The organism is Solemya pervernicosa gill symbiont, from assembly GCF_002020875.1.
GTDB lineage: Bacteria > Pseudomonadota > Gammaproteobacteria.
The window spans coordinates 82,468-100,021 of sequence record NZ_MPRL01000015.1; the positions used below are offsets into that span (position 1 = coordinate 82,468).

General features: G+C 54.2%; 19 protein-coding genes. 10 read left to right on the top strand and 9 right to left on the bottom strand.

The annotated features are described in order from the left end of the window. Positions 1 to 45: 45 nt before the first annotated feature. Positions 46 to 471: a hypothetical protein gene (locus tag BOW52_RS05640; RefSeq protein WP_078483117.1), complete on the bottom strand. Its 426-nt coding sequence runs from the start codon at positions 469 to 471 to the stop codon at positions 46 to 48. 374 nt (positions 472 to 845) lie between these two features. On the opposite strand from BOW52_RS05640, the gene BOW52_RS05645 reads away from it, so the two are divergent. Further along, positions 846 to 1,625: a response regulator gene (locus BOW52_RS05645; protein ID WP_078483118.1), complete on the top strand. Its 780-nt coding sequence runs from the start codon at positions 846 to 848 to the stop codon at positions 1,623 to 1,625. Between the two features lie 65 nt (positions 1,626 to 1,690). Beyond that, positions 1,691 to 3,424: a putative bifunctional diguanylate cyclase/phosphodiesterase gene (locus BOW52_RS05650; RefSeq protein WP_078483119.1), complete on the top strand. Its 1,734-nt coding sequence runs from the start codon at positions 1,691 to 1,693 to the stop codon at positions 3,422 to 3,424. A 126-nt stretch (positions 3,425 to 3,550) separates the two neighbouring features. Here the strand turns inward: BOW52_RS05650 and BOW52_RS05655 are convergent, their stop codons facing one another. The 3 genes from BOW52_RS05655 to BOW52_RS05665 all read right to left on the bottom strand — a co-directional run bounded on the left by BOW52_RS05655 (position 3,551) and on the right by BOW52_RS05665 (position 6,237). Continuing rightward, entirely contained in the window at positions 3,551 to 3,811 is a 261-nt protein-coding gene (locus tag BOW52_RS05655; protein ID WP_078483120.1) for a helix-hairpin-helix domain-containing protein, read from the bottom strand. An 8-nt stretch (positions 3,812 to 3,819) separates the two neighbouring features. Then, positions 3,820 to 5,064, bottom strand: coding sequence for a putative bifunctional diguanylate cyclase/phosphodiesterase (locus BOW52_RS05660; protein ID WP_078483121.1), 1,245 nt, complete (start codon positions 5,062 to 5,064; stop codon positions 3,820 to 3,822). Between the two features lie 96 nt (positions 5,065 to 5,160). Beyond that, positions 5,161 to 6,237, bottom strand: a complete 1,077-nt coding sequence (locus BOW52_RS05665; RefSeq protein ID WP_135622082.1) for a PDC sensor domain-containing protein — start codon at positions 6,235 to 6,237, stop codon at positions 5,161 to 5,163. Positions 6,238 to 6,489: 252 nt separating this feature from the next. Between BOW52_RS05665 and BOW52_RS05670 the strand changes: the two genes are divergently transcribed. Both BOW52_RS05670 and rnd read left to right on the top strand, forming a co-directional pair. Continuing rightward, positions 6,490 to 7,116, top strand: coding sequence for a tetratricopeptide repeat protein (locus BOW52_RS05670; RefSeq protein WP_078483123.1), 627 nt, complete (start codon positions 6,490 to 6,492; stop codon positions 7,114 to 7,116). Positions 7,117 to 7,197: 81 nt separating this feature from the next. Continuing rightward, complete coding sequence (rnd, locus tag BOW52_RS05675; RefSeq protein ID WP_078483124.1) at positions 7,198 to 8,349, top strand: ribonuclease D; 1,152 nt, start codon at positions 7,198 to 7,200, stop codon at positions 8,347 to 8,349. 9 nt (positions 8,350 to 8,358) lie between these two features. Here rnd and purT read toward each other — a convergent pair whose 3' ends face one another. After that, positions 8,359 to 9,561 carry a formate-dependent phosphoribosylglycinamide formyltransferase gene (gene purT, locus BOW52_RS05680; protein WP_078483125.1) on the bottom strand — a complete coding sequence of 401 codons (1,203 nt, stop codon included), beginning with the start codon at positions 9,559 to 9,561 and terminating at the stop codon, positions 8,359 to 8,361. Between the two features lie 419 nt (positions 9,562 to 9,980). On the opposite strand from purT, the gene BOW52_RS05685 reads away from it, so the two are divergent. Both BOW52_RS05685 and BOW52_RS05690 read left to right on the top strand, forming a co-directional pair. Beyond that, positions 9,981 to 10,406, top strand: a complete 426-nt coding sequence (locus tag BOW52_RS05685; protein WP_174672570.1) for an SseB family protein — start codon at positions 9,981 to 9,983, stop codon at positions 10,404 to 10,406. 145 nt (positions 10,407 to 10,551) lie between these two features. After that, a complete protein-coding gene (locus tag BOW52_RS05690; RefSeq protein WP_135622084.1) occupies positions 10,552 to 11,421 on the top strand; it encodes a hypothetical protein in 870 nt (289 codons plus the stop codon). 81 nt (positions 11,422 to 11,502) lie between these two features. Here BOW52_RS05690 and BOW52_RS05695 read toward each other — a convergent pair whose 3' ends face one another. Then, positions 11,503 to 12,036 (bottom strand): retropepsin-like aspartic protease family protein, encoded by a 534-nt coding sequence (locus BOW52_RS05695; protein WP_078483128.1) that lies wholly within the window; start codon positions 12,034 to 12,036, stop codon positions 11,503 to 11,505. A 103-nt stretch (positions 12,037 to 12,139) separates the two neighbouring features. Here BOW52_RS05695 and BOW52_RS05700 point away from each other — a divergent pair, with 103 nt between their 5' ends. Next, a complete protein-coding gene (locus tag BOW52_RS05700; RefSeq protein ID WP_078483129.1) occupies positions 12,140 to 12,346 on the top strand; it encodes a YdcH family protein in 207 nt (68 codons plus the stop codon). A gap of 85 nt (positions 12,347 to 12,431) precedes the next feature. Beyond that, positions 12,432 to 14,363, top strand: a complete 1,932-nt coding sequence (locus tag BOW52_RS05705; protein ID WP_078483130.1) for a DUF342 domain-containing protein — start codon at positions 12,432 to 12,434, stop codon at positions 14,361 to 14,363. On the opposite strand, the gene BOW52_RS05710 is transcribed toward BOW52_RS05705, so the two are convergent. Further along, complete coding sequence (locus BOW52_RS05710) at positions 14,360 to 14,686, bottom strand: Clp protease/crotonase-like domain-containing protein (protein WP_078483131.1); 327 nt, start codon at positions 14,684 to 14,686, stop codon at positions 14,360 to 14,362. The two genes, BOW52_RS05705 and BOW52_RS05710, sit on opposite strands and share 4 nt — an antisense overlap. A 299-nt stretch (positions 14,687 to 14,985) precedes the next feature. Here BOW52_RS05710 and BOW52_RS05715 point away from each other — a divergent pair, with 299 nt between their 5' ends. Together BOW52_RS05715 and BOW52_RS05720 are read left to right on the top strand one after the other, a co-directional pair. Continuing rightward, on the top strand, positions 14,986 to 15,474 hold the full coding sequence (locus BOW52_RS05715; RefSeq protein ID WP_078483132.1) for an RNA recognition motif domain-containing protein: 489 nt from the start codon (positions 14,986 to 14,988) through the stop codon (positions 15,472 to 15,474). Further along, complete coding sequence (locus tag BOW52_RS05720) at positions 15,467 to 16,504, top strand: DUF3549 family protein (RefSeq protein ID WP_172840194.1); 1,038 nt, start codon at positions 15,467 to 15,469, stop codon at positions 16,502 to 16,504. Before BOW52_RS05715 ends, BOW52_RS05720 begins: the two co-directional genes overlap by 8 nt. A 166-nt stretch (positions 16,505 to 16,670) precedes the next feature. Here the strand turns inward: BOW52_RS05720 and BOW52_RS05725 are convergent, their stop codons facing one another. Both BOW52_RS05725 and BOW52_RS05730 read right to left on the bottom strand, forming a co-directional pair. After that, entirely contained in the window at positions 16,671 to 16,955 is a 285-nt protein-coding gene (locus BOW52_RS05725; protein WP_078483134.1) for a hypothetical protein, read from the bottom strand. Positions 16,956 to 17,035: 80 nt separating this feature from the next. After that, positions 17,036 to 17,539 carry an FKBP-type peptidyl-prolyl cis-trans isomerase gene (locus BOW52_RS05730; protein WP_135622086.1) on the bottom strand — a complete coding sequence of 168 codons (504 nt, stop codon included), beginning with the start codon at positions 17,537 to 17,539 and terminating at the stop codon, positions 17,036 to 17,038. Between the last annotated feature and the right edge of the window lie 15 nt (positions 17,540 to 17,554).

The following is a 17,554-nucleotide window of genomic DNA, read 5'->3' on the forward strand; positions in this document are numbered from 1 at the left end:
TGCAGCAGCATTTCGAAGCTGAACCACGGCGTCAAACACTCACTACTAAGGGTTGAAGACCGATTCGATATAGGCGGCTATCTGACTCCGTTCCAGGCAGTAGAGCACCTCTTTTTTCGATGCTCCCTGCTTCTTCGGAACCAATAACACACTGCGATCGCCCAGCCCTATCCGTCTGAGCACATCACTGGTCACGCGCTTGGCATCAAGCACACCACGTGTCTCAGCGATCGTATCCTCCAGCGCTGTTGTCAGTTCGAGCTGTACAATGCCTGGATCGGAGGAACAGATACAGCCTTCGCCAGAATACGCCACTACCTCTTTATATATGTGCGGCACCGTCACACTCTTCGATCTTTCCACCGGGCAGTTCAACTTGACCTCAAACTGTTGAGCCTGTGCTGGCAGCGTGGCAGATAGCGCAGTGCAGAGTAATAGGGGGACCGCAGACGAGAGACTCCAGATTTTCATCGCACACTCCTAATTCACGAAATACAACCTGAGTGAAATAGTAGACGAACCGATGCGAGTTTCGACCAAGCAGGTTGCTCAGCCTCTCGTTTGATATCAACTGGCGCCCCTTGCCAGCACCACTACTTCAGCCGAACGGCCGACCTCACGATAGTTGTCAGCTATCGAGTATAGAACAACAACCCAAGATTAATAACCACAAAGCGTCTTTTTTTAATAATCGTGACCGCTCCCCTCGTTAATGCTAGCCGCCTTAAACAGAGCATCACATGGCCACCATCTCGGCAGCAGAGCTGCTTGTAGGACCAAAACCTACAGACCAAAACAGATGAATCAAGTAGGCTTCAAACAAAAATAACAATTAGTTAATCCCTATGCCGCATAAAGCTCCTGCCATCCTTCTTGTCGAGGACGACCCCGATCTTACCGAGTATCTTGAGCTCTACCTGAGCAACTCCGGCTACCGTATTGCCGGGTGTTTCTCTTCGGGTGAAGAGGCTGTTAAAAACGTCTCAGAGCTCCACCCCGACCTCATACTCATGGATATTGTTCTTGGTGGAGAGATTGATGGTATCGAAGCGGCACGTCAGATCCACCAAGACCTTGATATTCCCCTGCTTTACCTGACCGCACATACTGACGAAAACTTTCTTCAGCGTGCCAAGATCACCTCTCCATTTGCCTACATCCTCAAACCATTTAATGAACGCGAGCTACATCTGACGATCCATTTCGCCCTGCAAAAACACAGAATGGAGAGAGACATCCGTGAGAGCCAGCAGCATCTGGCCAGCGCCCAGAGGATTGGAAAAATGGGTAGCTGGGAGTGGAATATTGAAGCTGACACTCTCAAGTGGAGCGATGAGATTTACCGAATTTTTGGCCTGGCCCCACAGCAGTTTGATGCCAACTATGGTGCTTTCCTCGACATGGTCCACGAAGACGACAGGGAGAGGGTTAAGCAGGCCGTAGACGCCGCACTCTACAGGAGCAGAGACTACGACATAGACCATCAGATACGGCTTCACAATGGATCCATAAAGGTTGTGCACGAACAAGCAGAAGTTTTATTTGATAACAACGGCACTCCTCTGCAAATGATCGGTACTGTGCAAGACATTACCGAGCGTCAAAAGGCAGATGACCGACGCTGACCGCCATGGATAGCGAAGCGAAGGCGGTTAGTCCGCGATAGTCGACGCCGTCTGCCTATTCGTAGTTGAGAGCGCGAGCGAACGACGACCCAAAACAAGCTTCCGCAAAAATAGCGACTCCCCGACTTAAGCTCTTCGCCACCATCTTTGAGAATGCATCCGAGTGCGTGATCATCAGCGACGCAAAAAATCGCGTTGAAATGGTTAACGAAGCCTATTGCAACATCACGGGTTATTCACGATCTGAGATCATCGGAAATAGTCCCGGGCAGATGAAATCCGGCGTCCATGATGCTGACTTCTACAACGAGATGTGGCGCACAATTTCTGAAACTGGTTGCTGGAGCGGAGAGATATGGGATAAGCGCAAGAACGGCGAGATCTTCCCCAAGTGGTTGAGCATCAGAGCGATTAAAGACCGTATCGGTCACGTTCGTCACTTTGTAGGCATCTTCACAGACATCAGTGAACTCAAGGAGAAAGAGCTCCATCTTGAGAGACTTGCCTATTTCGACCTTCTAACAGCCGTACCTAATCGCCTACAGTTTTCTGAACGACTCAAACAGGAGATTCAAGCCGCAAGCAGAGGCGACCATCAGCTGGCTGTTCTGTTCATCGACCTGGATCGATTCAAGGCCGTCAACGACTGTTATGGCCACGATATTGGCGATGAGGTACTCAAAGAGGCCGTATCCCGTATGCAGAGTTGCGTACGTGACTCCGATGTACTCGCAAGACTGGGCGGCGATGAATTCACACTGCTGATGACATCGGGCGATGCGGAGCAGGGAGCTGTTAGTGTCGCAGACAAGATTATCGATATCATTTCAAAACCGATCGTGTTCGATCAACACCATATAGAGATTGGCGTAAGCGTTGGAATTAGTCTCTTTCCGCGTGACGGTACCAATTTTGAAGAGTTAATGCTGAACGCTGACCGCGCCATGTACCACTCAAAGGAGAGTGGCGGCGGCACAATTACCTTTGCCAATGAGGCGCTCCATCATGAGGTTAAGCGAAAACTCTTTCTCGACAACGAGCTGCGCCACGCCCTGGAGCGCAATCAGTTTGAACTTCACTATCAACCCCAGGTAGAGATTGCGAGTGGTCGCATAATTGGCATGGAGGCACTTCTGCGGTGGAACCACCCCGAAGAGGGACCCATATCACCTGCCGAATTTATACCGCGCGCCGAGTCAACCATGCTCATGTTACCCATTGGAAACTGGGTACTACGCACTGCATGCCAACAGCTCAAACAGTGGCATGATTCCGGTTTGCCCAAAGTTCCCGTTGCCGTTAACTTCTCTGCCGCTCAGTTTCGACACGCAGGCATCATGACAGAGATAGAGGAAGCACTTAAAGACTGTGACCTGGCCCCGAAATATCTCGATGTAGAGATCACCGAAAGCGCTTCCATGCGCGTTCCTGAACGCACAATTGAGATGCTCTCCCAATTAAAGAGACTGGGTATTCGCTGCTCCATTGATGATTTTGGTACCGGCTACTCCTCCCTCAACTATCTGAAACAGTTTCCCGTCGACAAGCTGAAAGTTGATAGAAGCTTCGTGCTAGATATAACCAAAGACCACAACGACCTAAGCATCGTCAGCGCGGTACTGGGACTCGCAAAAGGCATGCGGCTTCGCGTGGTTGCCGAGGGCGTTGAGGAGGAAGCACAGCTAGAACTCCTACGAGAGTTGGGCTGCGATTACATACAGGGTTACTACTACTCCAGACCACTCCCAACAGATGAAATGCGCGCCTATCTAGAGAACAGCACCGCGGAGAGCAACTAACAAGACAACCTCACTGGTTTTCTCTGTTTGTCAGCATTGACGCACCAACACTCTCACCATCGCAAAAACACCGTAATTATTACGACCATATGTTCGGCTCAAGCGTATCAACAGTCCAACCAAAGACTACAAAAAGTCGCCATCCTTCCAGCTCCACCACTTCAACTTCTGCGGATCATGCACCGTGTTACTGGCGTAATAGACAGCACAGCGAAATGTGTAGAGCACGCAACGATCGATCTCGATACCCCGACTCTGAATCAGTTCATGGTAGAGCTTCTCCGGATCGGCGCCACGCAGTTGCTCGATCCGTCTCACTCCGACCTCATTTAACATCGTCGCCAATTTGGGACCGATGCCGGGAATGGTGAGCAACTCATCTCTCATACCGCGACCTATAACTCGTAGGCTTTAAATGCCGTTAAGTACTCTTTCAACGCATCGATATCCATAGGCCTGGCAAAGTAGTAACCCTGAAAGAGGTTACAACCGAAACCACGCAGTGAACGGGCATGCTCCAGCTCCTCTACGCCCTCCGCCAGGGTTGGTATTTTCAAGCTCTGCCCAATGCCGATAATACTCTGGATCAGCGCACGGTCGTGCTCGTCGGTCAGTATATGGCGCACAAAACTCTGATCGACCTTCACCTCGTTGATCGGCAGGCTGCGCAGAACGCTCAACGAGGAGTAGCCGGTACCGAAGTCATCGAGAGAGATACCGAAGCCGTCGTTCCTGATCAATACCAGCAGACTCTCGATCTGTTCAAAATCCTCAATAAAGAGACTTTCGGTAATTTCAATCACCAGATTGGTTGGATTAATATCGTACTCAGCCGCCTTCTCTTTCAGGCGAGCCCTGAAACCCTCATTCACTAACTGCTGCACGGAGACGTTGATCGAGAGACGGATTGGATCAAAACCCGCTTGAATTGTTGCAATCTCTTTCAAGGCCGTATCGATAACAAAATCACCAATTGGATTAATCTGGCCACTCGCCTCTGCCACGGCAATAAACTTGTCCGGAGGAACGAAACCGAGCACCGGATGCTGCCAGCGAATCAGTGCCTCCACACCCACAACACAGCCGCTCTCAGCATCAATCTGTGGCTGGTAGACCATGAACAGTTGCCGATTGTTGAGCGCACCATGCAACGCCTCCTCAATCACCGCCCGCTCATCGCTCAGCTGCTGCATCTCTTCGGTGAAGAATACGTAGCTGTTACGCACCTTCTTCGCCTCGTACATCGCCAGATCCGCCTTGATCAACACGCCCTCCAACGAGTTTTCATGCTCCTCCGGGCAGGCGACTCCGACTCCGACACTGCCACTCAACGCAAACTCCAGTGCGTTGACATGAATCACCTCCTTGAGCCGATAGGTGATGCGCTGAATCTCGTGCTGCAGCACTGATTTGTCACTGAAGGGCATCAGCATGATGAACTCATCACCACCGTGGCGGACCAGCATCGTCTCTTCGCTGCACGACTCTTTCAGTCGCTTCGCCAGCTCCACCAACGCCCAGTCACCCACGCTGTGGCCATAATGGTCATTGATCAGCTTGAAGTTGTCGAGATCGAGATAGAGCAGTAGGGGAGTCGCTATTTTTGCGAGAGTTTGTTTTGGGCATCCAAGCCCAAGCAAACAGCAAAAACTTCACGCGACCGTTTATGCCTGCGGCGCCCCGAGACGGCGTCGACTATCGCGGACTAACCGCCTTCGCTTCGCTATCCATGGCGGTCAGCGCGCGTAGGCGTTACCCCACCGTTTCCGCCACTCGGGAAATTTTTTCTTCAGATAGTAGCGATTGGGCAACTCGGTCAGCTGGTCGTGGTTGGCCTGAAACTCCAACTGCTGTTTAGCTTCGCGCTGTAGATTGTTGATATAGCGAAACACCACCAGCATCACATTAAAGAGCGTAAAGACGATGAAGTACCAGATAAATACTGCTACGAACTCATCCCTCATCGATAAAAGACTGCGTCTGACGGCTGTGAAGAGTTTCAGATCACTGTTGTAACCCTGTGTTCCATAGACCTGCCCTACACCCGGCATCTTCAGATTGAAATAGACCGCCTTGCCACTCTGTGTAAACGCATCCAGATCAACACCTGCTGCCGCTTCGATGTGTTCAACAACATGCTCTACCAACTCCTGACTGGCGGGATCATCATAGGTCTGCTCTTTGTCACGCCCATACATGATCAGCGGATGGATAAACTGCGGATAGTATTCACCTGCGGCGTTGGCATCCTTGATAATGTTTATGTAGACACTCTCTGGAAGCCCATCAATTTTCCACGGATTATTTTCACCATCGAGTGAGATACCCGTAGTCATCACCGCCACCACCTCACCCGCCTGATCACGCACGGCATAGCGCAATGGAATGATCCATTCGTTGAGCGGTTTGAAGAGATAGGTTCGACCCAGTGTCACACCTCGGCTGTTCAGTGCCGCCCTAAAACTCTCCGCAGACTTTTCGAACTGGAGCAGATTCGGTAACTGCTTTTGGCTAAGATTTGACGAGGTGAGAATCAACTCACCCTGCGGGTTGGCCAGACCATAGGCGACGAACACCGGGTTCTCGCTGAGCAGCTCATCCATCAAATGCTGAGCCTTTTCCCGATTATCAAAAACTCCAATATCGACTAGGCGATCACCAAAGATTCTCAGCATCGCCGCCTTCTGCAGGAACTGATCCTGGGATGACTGCTCAAGCAGCTTGTGCAGATAGGTGGTCTCAATCTGGGTCTCTTTTTTTATATCGAGCCACTTGTAGTAACTCACCGCAGCGAGAAAAATCACTGAGCTCAAAACAATAAACAGGTAGAGACGCCAGAGTGGTGCACGAAAAACGGCGGGGGAATTTAGATGAGAGGACGACACTGTTTCGATTTTAGACCAACATTAGCAGATAAGCGTCATATATAACCTTCACTCCCACACGAGTAAAGCTTACCGCTCAACAACGCCCATCGTAATAGCCACCCTCTGACACTTGGTCCAATTCCAATTAGAATTTCGACCACACTATGTATCACTCCATACAGGTAGTACTATCGAGCCATGAACATTAATAAATTGATCGGACTCATTCTGCTTCTCCCCGCTCCACTGCTCGCCAGTGACAGCGAACTCTGTAACACACATTATAAAAACGCTGAGTGGCAACTCGCTGCAGCACCCTGCCAGAAAGCGTCTGAATCGGGTGATCACGTCGCACAGACCATTCTTGGTGAACTCTATGACAGCGGTGATGGTGTGACGCAGGACAGCAGCAAGGCAGCCCACTGGTGGGGCCTCGCCTCCAATGCTGGCCATCAGCCAGCACGCAATCTGCTGGCAATGAAACACTACTATGGCGGTACCGTTTTTGGCCCCGAACCAGGCTGGAAAAAGGACTACGCCAAGGCCTATAAGATCTGGCACGAAGATGCCGTGAGGGGTGTTGCGACAAGCCAGTTCATGCTGGGCGTGATGTATAAAAACGGCGAGGGCGTCAAGCAGGATTATGCCGAGGCTTGGGCGTGGTTCAAAATCTCACTGCAGGGTGGTTACAAACTCTCGACCGATCTCCTGATCGAGCTCTCCCGCGCCATGAGCCCTGCCGACAAACAGCGCGGCAAAGCACGTTTACAGGAGCTTCAGCAGCGCCATTCAATCAAACAACGAATGACTGCCTTAGAACGCTAGACCTATCGCGTTCCCGTTCTGCCGCATGCGTGTAACGGGTGCCTTAGTAATGCCCCCCTCCATACGGTATCCTGCCGGACCATGGATACCCTATATATAGAGACCCCCGCCGCGCTTACCGATCTCTGCAACCGCCTCAGTGGTGCCGAGTGGATCGCCATTGACACCGAGTTCATGCGCGAGACCACCTACTACCCCAAACTCTGCCTGCTGCAGGTCGGCATACCGGGACTCGCTGCACTGGTCGACCCGCTGGCACTCGACAACCTCGATCCACTGCTCGACCTGCTCTACGACCCCAAGGTCACCAAGGTGCTGCACGCCTGTCGCCAGGATCTGGAGATTCTCTTCCACATGCGCGGTGAGCTACCCGCTCCAATCTTCGATACCCAGATCGCTGCACCGCTGCTCGGTTATCAGGAGCAGATCGGCTACGCCTCACTGGTGGAGAAGCGCCTCAACATCAGTGTCGACAAAAGCCATACTCGTGCCGACTGGACCCACCGCCCACTCTCCGAGGCGGAGCAGCAGTATGCGGCTAACGATGTTATCCACCTCTGCGCCCTCTACCCAGAGCTACGCAGTGAGCTTGAGGAGCGCGGTCGACTGGCGTGGCTCGATGATGATTTCACTGCCCTCAGCGATCCCGCCCTTTACGTCAATGCGCCCGAGAAGGCGTGGCTGCGCATAAAGATGATCAACAAGTTTCGTGGCGTACAGCTGGCGGTACTGCAGGCGCTGGCGCAGTGGCGCGAGCAGACCGCACAGAACGACAACCGCCCCCGCAACCGACTGATGCGTGATGACGCACTGGGTGATATCGCACGCATGACCCCAGACGACATGGAGAGTCTGGCACGCATCCGTGGTCTGCATGAACGGCTGGTGAAACGCTACGGTAAGTCGATACTCGATCTGATCAAGGCGTCGCGTGAAAACGAGCCGAAGCCGTTACCGGCATTCAAGAAACCGAGCAAGCCGAGCATTGAGCAGGAGGCGCTGGTCGACCTGCTCAATGCCGTGGTCCATCTGCGCGCCGCCGAGCAGCAGCTCAGCCCAACTCAGCTGGCGCCACGCAAACAGCTCCAGCAGCTGGTAATGGGCAGTGAAGATATTGAGTTGATGCGCGGTTGGCGCAAGCAGCTGATCGGTGATGAGCTGCGCCGGGTACTCTCCGGTGAGCTGACCATCGGCGTGGCCAACGGCTCACTGGTCGTCGCTCCCGCCGCTTAACTATTTGATCTAGTCGGTGGTCGGCCGAACCTTGCCGGCGACCTGCCTGGCGGTGGTTCGCGCCAGCTCGACACTCTCATCGTAGACCAGCGCAACGCCCATGCGTCGGCGTAGATAGGACTCCGGTTTTCCAAACAGCCTCACCTCGCTACACGGTGTCGCGAGCGCCCCCTCCAGCCCCTCGAAGGCGATCCCCTTCGCCTCAACACCCCCATAGATCACCGCGCTGGCACCCGGTGTGCGCAGCGAGGTATCAACCGGCAAACCCAGTATGGCGCGTGCGTGGAGTTCGAATTCGTTCTGCTGCTGGGTGACCATTGTGACCATACCGGTATCGTGGGGGCGTGGACTCACCTCGCTGAAGTAGACCCGGTCCTCGGCATCGATAAAGAGCTCCACACCGAACAGACCCAATCCTCCCAGATTGTCGGTCACCTTGAGCGCGATCTCACGTGCCCGATCCAGTGCCGCGCTGCTCATCGGCTGCGGTTGCCAGCTCTCAACGTAGTCTCCCTGCTCCTGGCGATGACCGATCGGTTCACAGAAACTGGTTTCGACCTCACCGTCACCATTCAGTGAACGCACCGTCAGCAGGGTGATCTCATAGACAAAATCGCCAAACGCCTCGACAATCACCCGTCCGCTATCGACCCGCGCACCGCTGGCAGCGTACTCCCACGCCTGCGCCAGCTCCTCGGCGTTGCGCACCGTCGACTGCCCCTTACCGGAGGAGGACATCACCGGTTTGATCACACAGGGATAACCAACGCCAGCATCAATCGCCGCCTGCAGTTCATCGAAACTGTCGGCAAAGGCGTAACCCGAGGTCGGCAATCCCAACTCCTCGGCAACCATGCAGCGAATCCCCTCGCGGTTCATCGTCAACTGGGTAGCACGCGCTTTGGGGATCACCGTGACCAGCCCATCGGCCTCAATTTCAGCCAACATATCGGTGGCAATCGCCTCGATCTCAGGCACGATAATCTGTGGCCGCTCCTGCTCGACCAGAGCACGCAGCGCGGCACCATCGGTCATGTCGATCACATGGGCACGATGGGCGACCTGATGGCCCGGCGCATCGGCGTAGCGATCAGCGGCGATCACCTCAACACCGAAACGTTGCAGGGCGATAATCACCTCCTTGCCGAGCTCACCACTGCCGAGCAGCATCACACGGGTGGCGTTTGCTGATAGCGGGGTTCCGATTTTCATAGTGCGTGTTCCTTAGATTTGCAGCTGCACAATCCTGGGCCTGGTAACTCGATGCGTATACTCAGCGTTGACCCTCTTGTCTGGCCAGGCTAGGCACGCAGAGTGCAGTTTGGTTATTCCAAATAAGCGATGCGTAACGACGTATGACCGAACAAGAGGGCCAACCCTTCGGGACATGCCATTTATCTGCATGACAGCGTTGCATCTTCGCTCGTGTACGGCAAGTACGCCACGCTTGATGCGCCTTGTCATGCAGATAAATGGCGATGTCGCTGGGCATTCGCATCGAGTTACCAGGCCCTACAATTCCGGCCCCAAGAATCATGCGCAGTCGTACCACTGCCCCTAGTAGACGTGGGGTTGCGTTACACATCGTGATGCAGCACGATTCACGCAACTTTAACGGACCCAAGCGCACCATGACTGAAACATTTGAACCCCACAACACCCTCGAACAGAAGCTGTTAGATGCCCAGGAAGGGCGTATGCTGGGCGAACAGTTCCTGCTCGAACTGCTCGACGAACAGCTCTATATGCCGATCAAAGAGCATCAGCAGGTTGAGGGACTACAGACCTCCAGCAACGCCGATCCGCTGCGCATGGAGGATGAGGAGGGCAACATCATCCTGATCCTCTTCACCTCTCCCGACCGCTCCAAGAATTTCACCGCAGATCTGCCCGACTATCGCGGTGGCCTGCTCGTCGAGCTGCCCTGGATCCTGGAGCGCATCGGTAGCGGCGTAGGCATGGCGATCAATCCGGGCTGGCCTGCTGGCATCGACCTCGACCCCGAAACCGTTGCCCAATTGATCCAGATCAGTGCAGCGAAGAGTAATGCCGAGTAACAGATCATGACATGCTAGCCATCGCGCGAGCATGTGATACCATGTCAGGTTCAAACAATTTCGCGGCAAGGTTCTTCAGCGAACCGTACGATCTTCGCTCCTCCAGACCTGGTTGCATCAGTCGCTTATTCAGGAGTCGAAAACCATGGCAGAAAATAGTAACGACAACCCAACAGAAGCACCCGCTGAAGAGGCTGCTGCAACACCTAAAAAGAAGGCCGCGCCCAAGAAAAAAGCCGCCTCCAAAAAGAAGGTTGCACCTAAGAAAAAGGCCGCCGCCAAAAAGAAGGCTGCACCCAAGAAAAAGGCCGCGCCTAAGAAGAAAGCCGCTGCACCTGCAGCAGCTGCCGCCGCTGAAGCCACCCCAGCACCTGCCCCCGAACCTACACCGGCTGCCGAACCAGCCCCCAAACCAAAGGTTAACACTGCGATGACACGCCGCCCTCAACCCCCACACCGTTTCTGGCCCTGGGCCGCAATCATGACCGTCATCTTTGTTGGTGGCTTCCTCTACATCAAGGGTCTCGCCACTGAGGGTGCCGCGCCTGCGGCAACTACCGGTGATGCGGCGACCGCCACTGCACCGGCTACCGAAGATTCAGCCGCAAGAACAGAGGCAGCTACCGCAGCAGCAGAGAGCACCGAAGAGAGCAGCAGCGCCACTGAGGCAACTGCAGCACCCGCAGCAGACTCGGCGGCATCCGCTCCTGCCGCTAGCAGCGATGCACCAACCCAAGACGCCTCCAGCGCTCCGACCAACCCAGCATCAATGCCCTGGGGCTTTAATCGTCAGTTCTCTGAGCCTGCGACAACCGATAGCTCGGCACCTGCGGCGAGCGCTTCGGCTGGTACCTCCGGCAGCGGTTCAACGACTGGCAGCACCAGTGGTAGCACTTCAACCACAGCCTACTCACCCTACCCTTACGGCGCACCGTCCTACTACGCACCGCGTCCCTACGGTTATGGTCAGCCGATGATGCCACCCTGGATGCAGCAACAGCAGAGTGGTGAATAACGCTTAACGCTAGCGCGATTAAAAAGAGAAGGCCCCGCAATGCGGGGCCTTCTCTTTTGTGAGGTGTATTTCAACTGCTCACTACTGCGGTTCGGGATATTGGCGCAGGGTGAGCTGATTTCCACGCTGGCTAAACTCAATCTGCTTGAGGAAGTTCATACCGAGCAGTATGCCTTCACCCTTCATATGCGGGTTAATTGAGGCGCGCAGTCCATCGAGACGAATCGCACCGATCGAAACACTCTCGAGTCGAGTTGTGTAGGCAGTGATCGTGCCGTTAGCAGTGTGGTATCGGCGCTCGGCACCACGACGCAGACCGATGGCACTGGCAACCTCAGCAGGAATTGAAATATCACTTGCTCCGGTATCGAGCATAAAGGTCACTGGATGATCGTTGATCTCACCATTGACCACATAGTGACCATGACGGTTGCGTTGCAGCTTCGCTTCACGAACACCATCCCGGTACTCCATCACCTCAACGGACTGGTTCGGATTATCACCCTGCTCTAACCAGCCATTAAAGACGTAGGTCAGCAAACCAAGCAGAATTAACCAGACGCTATAGACAAGCCATCGTGGGGTAGCAGCTTCTGTTATGTGCGAACGTTTCATGCCCTGAGTATAAGCGCAACCTCCGCATCAACTAACCCGTTAGGTCGTGTGGATTATCTCTGCTATTGTGTAGTTTCGGTCCACCGCACAGATAGCGAAGATCATGGAAAGTCAGGATAGAGAGACACTGCTGTTGAAACTCGATGAGCTCCGCCTTGAGCATCACGATCTCGACACCGCCATCATGGTCCTCTCCGAACGTCCCCACGCAGATCAACTGCAGCTGCGTCGAATGAAAAAACGTAAACTGCAGCTCAAAGACTACATCTCCAAACTCGAAAGCATGCTGATCCCAGATCTCGATGCCTGACTCGACACAGCGCGTCCGCTCAATTAACCTCTATTCCAGCCGCTAATACAATAAAATCAAATAGTTCGAGGCCTTGGAGGGCTGAATGAGCGAACAGGCGAAGATGGAGGCGGGTAACTACGAGATCTTGCTGCGTGAGCGGCAGGGACGAGTACTCGCTGCGCTCAAACCCATCGGTGACGATCCACAACTCCCCACCCGCGACACGCTACTGAAAGCACTTGCCGATAACGGCTTCGGTGAGCTGCATCTCCTCGAAGAGGGTATTGAACAACTACTCACCCCTCCTCCTGAGCCTGAGCCTGAGCCTGAAGCAGATGCAGATGCAGATGCAGATGCAGAGATTGAACCACCAACCCTCCATTCAGAGGCATCTGCCGAACATGAAGCAATCGATCCTGATGAGGAATCTGTAGAAGCTGAATCGGACGAAGAAGATGCTATATCAATTGACAAGAGATCCGATGAACAGGAAACAGCACCAGACAACGAAGCATCAATCAATGAACAACCTGCCGAAGAGATAACTGAGGCGACCGATACAAAGACACCCCCACCAACCACCGCAGATCTGGACGATGAAGATTTTGAGGAGTTTGAGGTTGCCGAGCGCGTCGATGGTGAGGCCCTGGTCTCCACTGACGAAGATGAGATGAGCGCCACCCTCACAATCACTCCTGCCGCCGGCGGTAAACAGATCGCCATGCTTGACGTCGAGTTGGCACTCAAGCAGCAGGAGATCAACTTCGGTATCGATATAGATACGATTAAAAATGCGCTCACTGAGGGAGAGTGCGAAGCGCTGTTAATTGCTGAAGGAACCCCTCCCATTGACGGCGATGATAGCCAGTTTGTCACCCTGACCCCCGACATCCACCGTCGCGGTCCGAAAATCCGTGAAGACGGGACGGTGGACTATCGTGATCTCAACATCATCATCACCGTCAGCCGTGGCGACAAACTAATGAGGCGTGACCCACCGACAGCCGGCACCCCTGGCACCAACATTAAGGGACTCTCGATTCGACCTGCTGCAGGCAAGGAGATCCCCTACGATGCCTGCCTCGACGGCGTTGAGATCTCGACTGAGGATCCCGACATTCTGCTCGCCACCATTGGTGGCCAACCGATTCTGGTTGATCACGGCGTTAATGTTGAGCCGGTACTGACCGTCAAGACCATCGATCTCTCCACCGGTAACGTCGACTTCGATGGCAACATAGCCGTCGAGGGCGATGTTGCCCCCTTGATGCACCTTAAGGCGAGTGGCGACATTGTCGTCTCCGGAATGTGTGAAGCAGCGGCACTCGAGGCTGGCGGTGATATCCATATTGCCAAGGGCGTAATCGGCCACCAGAAACCCGAACAGGAGATCGACAACCAGGCCGAACAAGACGACCACGAATTCATCCGTTGTAACGGTACTATCCACACCCGTTTTATTGAAAACTATCGCGTTACCGCTGGCACCAGCGTCGTTGTTGACGAGCTGATTGCCCACAGCGAGGTGAGTGCTGGCAACGAGGTCATCGTCGGTAATGACAAATCAAAACGGGGCAATATTTTGGGTGGTCGAACACGGGCTAACAACCGTATTGTTGCCAAAAATATTGGCTCCAGCGCCAACCCCCATACCGAGATCGAGGTCGGTTTTGCGCCCGACACCAAACGCTCATACGAGGCGCTCTCCGACCTGCTCAGCAGCAAACTTGAGGAGAAACACAAGCTGGTCACGATCATCAACTATCTGACCAACAATAAGACACCACAGACCGACAACCGTTTTGTTCAGGTCAAGAAGGCCTACAACAAGGTACGTGGTGAGATTTCCAGCCTTGCCAAGATGCAGAAGGAGATACTGGATAAGGTCAAAGGGTGTGAGAAGGCTTCGGTAGATGTTTCACAGCACACCTTCTCCGGTGCACACCTGATCATCGCCGGTCATCCACTGATGGTCCAGGATGAGAAGGGGGCTGGGAATTTCCATATTGAGGACGGCGAAATCGCCTTCCCCTAACTGCTCGATCCAGACTGCAACAACTTCTCCAACGCCTCTGGCTCAACAGGCAGACCCATCGCAGTGAAATTTGAGAAACGTCCACGCAACAGATCCAGCTTCTCCTCCAACTCACGTTCATAAAAAACGACTACTCGGATCTGTGGATTGCGCTGCAACACCGCCACCACGACTTCAGGGGCTCGCTTTTTCAGAAAGGCGACCGCCTTACGTCCGGAGGTGAGCACCTCGACTTCAAAACCGAGTTTTTGATAGAGCGGTACAAAATTAGGGTAGCCTCCCAGCTCATAGATGGAGAGTAACAGCGGCTTTGATTCAGGCATGGTTAATAACAGCTCATGACCCCTACGGGCGGGCCGCTACAGTAGCGTGTAGCTTGGCCATTGGCAAAAACAGCGTACTAAAGAACCCTGTTGCGACAACCCGGTATATCTGGATAATCGGCTTGGCATTTTTACCGACTCACAGCCACCACCTCATCTCTGCACCCCTTGAGCCTCACTCGTACAGAGACCACATAATCGATACCCGCTGATAGTCGGTACCACTGACATCCTCACGGATAATTTTTTGGCCCGCTAGGCCACACTAGCGACAGACAGTTACAAGGCATTTAACAGCAATGAAATTCAACAACAGCTTCTCCAGCATCCTAACCAAGATCATCATCTTCTCCGCTCTGCTCGGTATTATTGTTTACTTCATTTACCCTGCACTCAGCGCCAGCCAGGGTGACAGCGCCCAGCTCGCCGCACTGCTGGCCGCCGCCGCATCGATCATCTCTGTGCTGCTCACCTCCATCGAAATTGAAGCGAGCAGTGATACCAACGGCAAGAGTGGCGGTGGAGAGCCACTCTCAATCTTCGTCGGCAACCTCGCCTACAAGGCGAGTCGTGATGAGCTCAAGGCACTGTTTGGAAAATATGGCGAGGTTCGCTCAGTACGCATCATGACCGACCGTGCCACCCGCCGCCCTCGCGGTTTCGGCTTTATCGAGATGGATGAAAAGTCGGCGCGCAAGGCGATCAAGAAGCTCGACGGTTACGAATTCATGGGCCGCAACATCAAGGTCAATGAGGGTAATCAGCGTCGTCAGCAGCAGGATGGCTGAAGCCGCAGTCACCATCGGCGGCCTGCTTGAGAGCGGCCGCTACGACTATCAGGCGTTCGATATCGGACGCGGCGTGCATGCCATAGAACGTATTCAGTTTGAGCAGTTCGAGGCGTGTATCGCGCCCTACCTCTACCCGCTCAAGCAACACGCCTGGCTCGCCATACTCGGCTGGAATCCCGACAATCGCGAAGAGCATTTCGTCTGGTTTCTCAAGTTTCCACTCGATGAGCAGAGCAAGCTCAACCAGGCGGCACGAGACGACTTCCTCTCACAGCTGGTCGAGGCGTTTGGTACTGCCCACGCCAGTGACGAAGTCGGTAGCGCCCTGAGTGAGAGCCCCTATGGCATCAAACCACGTGAAGAGACAATGGCACTGTTCCATGCCAAGGCGCTGAAACAGCTCGATCAACCACCCTCACGTTTTTTTGAACACGCCCACAGCTACTTCAGTGGTGAAGCCGGTTTCGATCAGTGGGCCTTTGTCGGTCTACAGGGAATCGCCGATCTCGCTTCTCGTCTCGATGAGGGCGACAACAGCACGCTGCTTGCCAAGGCGCTACCGCATCTACCAAACCAACCCTTCAGTGCAGTGGTTATTGCGATTGAGAGCGAGGCACCAGGCGAGAGCATCGCTGCTGCGATTGAGGCCCGTGCCGACGCTGAACTGGCTGGTGATGAAATCGATATCGCTCTGCTGGTCGCCTCTGTGCGTGGACTCTCTACCAGCCCCGATAGTGATCGGCGCCGCGCTTTGCTGCGACGACTTTTGAACTCATCCCAGGGCACAGATATTGAGCTTCTGGCGGCAATCGCCGGGCGTTGCTGGAATGATTTGAAAGAGCCCACTTTGGCTGTGAGTTATCTTGATGCATTGGCGGAGAATAGCGCCGGCGAGGCAGGCTTTAACGCCATTATGAGTGACCTACTCTATATTCCCGGCCTGCGTGAACCGCTATTGCAGCGACTGCGCGATCCTGAGCGCTCGGAGAAGCTGGCTGCTGCCTTCGGCAAGCTGTTCGGCGCATAAAGAGAAACGGCCCGAAGGGCATCATGCCTTCCGGGCCGCTTGTCAGTTCTATTAATGATGCCCCGGATGGAGTGAAACGTAACCCGAGCATCATTGCCCCCCCGGATTTCGCTATGCTCCATCCGGGCTACTACGGCTGTCTACTACCTGCAGCCGTCTTTCTGAATCAATCCTCGGTCCAACCCTGCAACGCCTCAATAACCGACTTTGCCTGATCCTTGCTGGAGATATTGAACTTCGACTTCTGCATATATTCGCCATTACGCTTCTGGTAGCGACGGATGGTGTACTTTTCGGGACCGTACTCCTCCTTGCTCCGGTTCCAGTCCTGATAACGGTAGATGATGGTCGACCAGGCGCCCTTGGAGAGCACCTTCTTATCGAGCTCTTTGGTCGTCTCGATACCATCTTCGGTGTAGCTGATCGTCAGTTCATCAATTGTCTCGGCCATCTCTCTCGCTCTCTTTAAGGCTGTTTTAGTCTCGGGTCGAATCTACCCGATGTGTCCACAAATGGAAATCTACGTGGTGCTCAGTGCATCGTGTTCTGGTTGGCAGCATCGGCAGTGGGTAGCGCGTCGCCTACCTTCAGCTCCTGCTCGCTTGCCTCGCGCACACTGACCACTTCGAGCCTCAGATTGAGATCCTTGCCCGCCAGACCGTGGTTTCCATCAACCGTAATCATGCCGTTCTCGATGCGTGTCACTACAAAGGAGACCACCTCGCCATCGGGGCCGTGCGCCTCGAGCCCGGCACCAATCTCCTGTGCCTGCGGCGGGAACTCCTCAGCAGGTGCGGCGATCATCATCGACTCGTCGCGCTCGCCGTAACCCTCTTCGGGTGTGAGGCTTAGCTCGATCTTGTCACCGGCCACATGCCCCTCCAGTGTCTCCTCGACCTTGGCAAAGACACCACCGTGACCACCGTGTAGATAGAAGACCATATCGTGCATCTCGAGCGCCTTACCCTGACCTGGCACCTCTTTCTCAAAAGCGGAGTACTTGAGCTGTACCACGCGGTCTTTGCTGATCTTCATATCATTGCTGCTCGA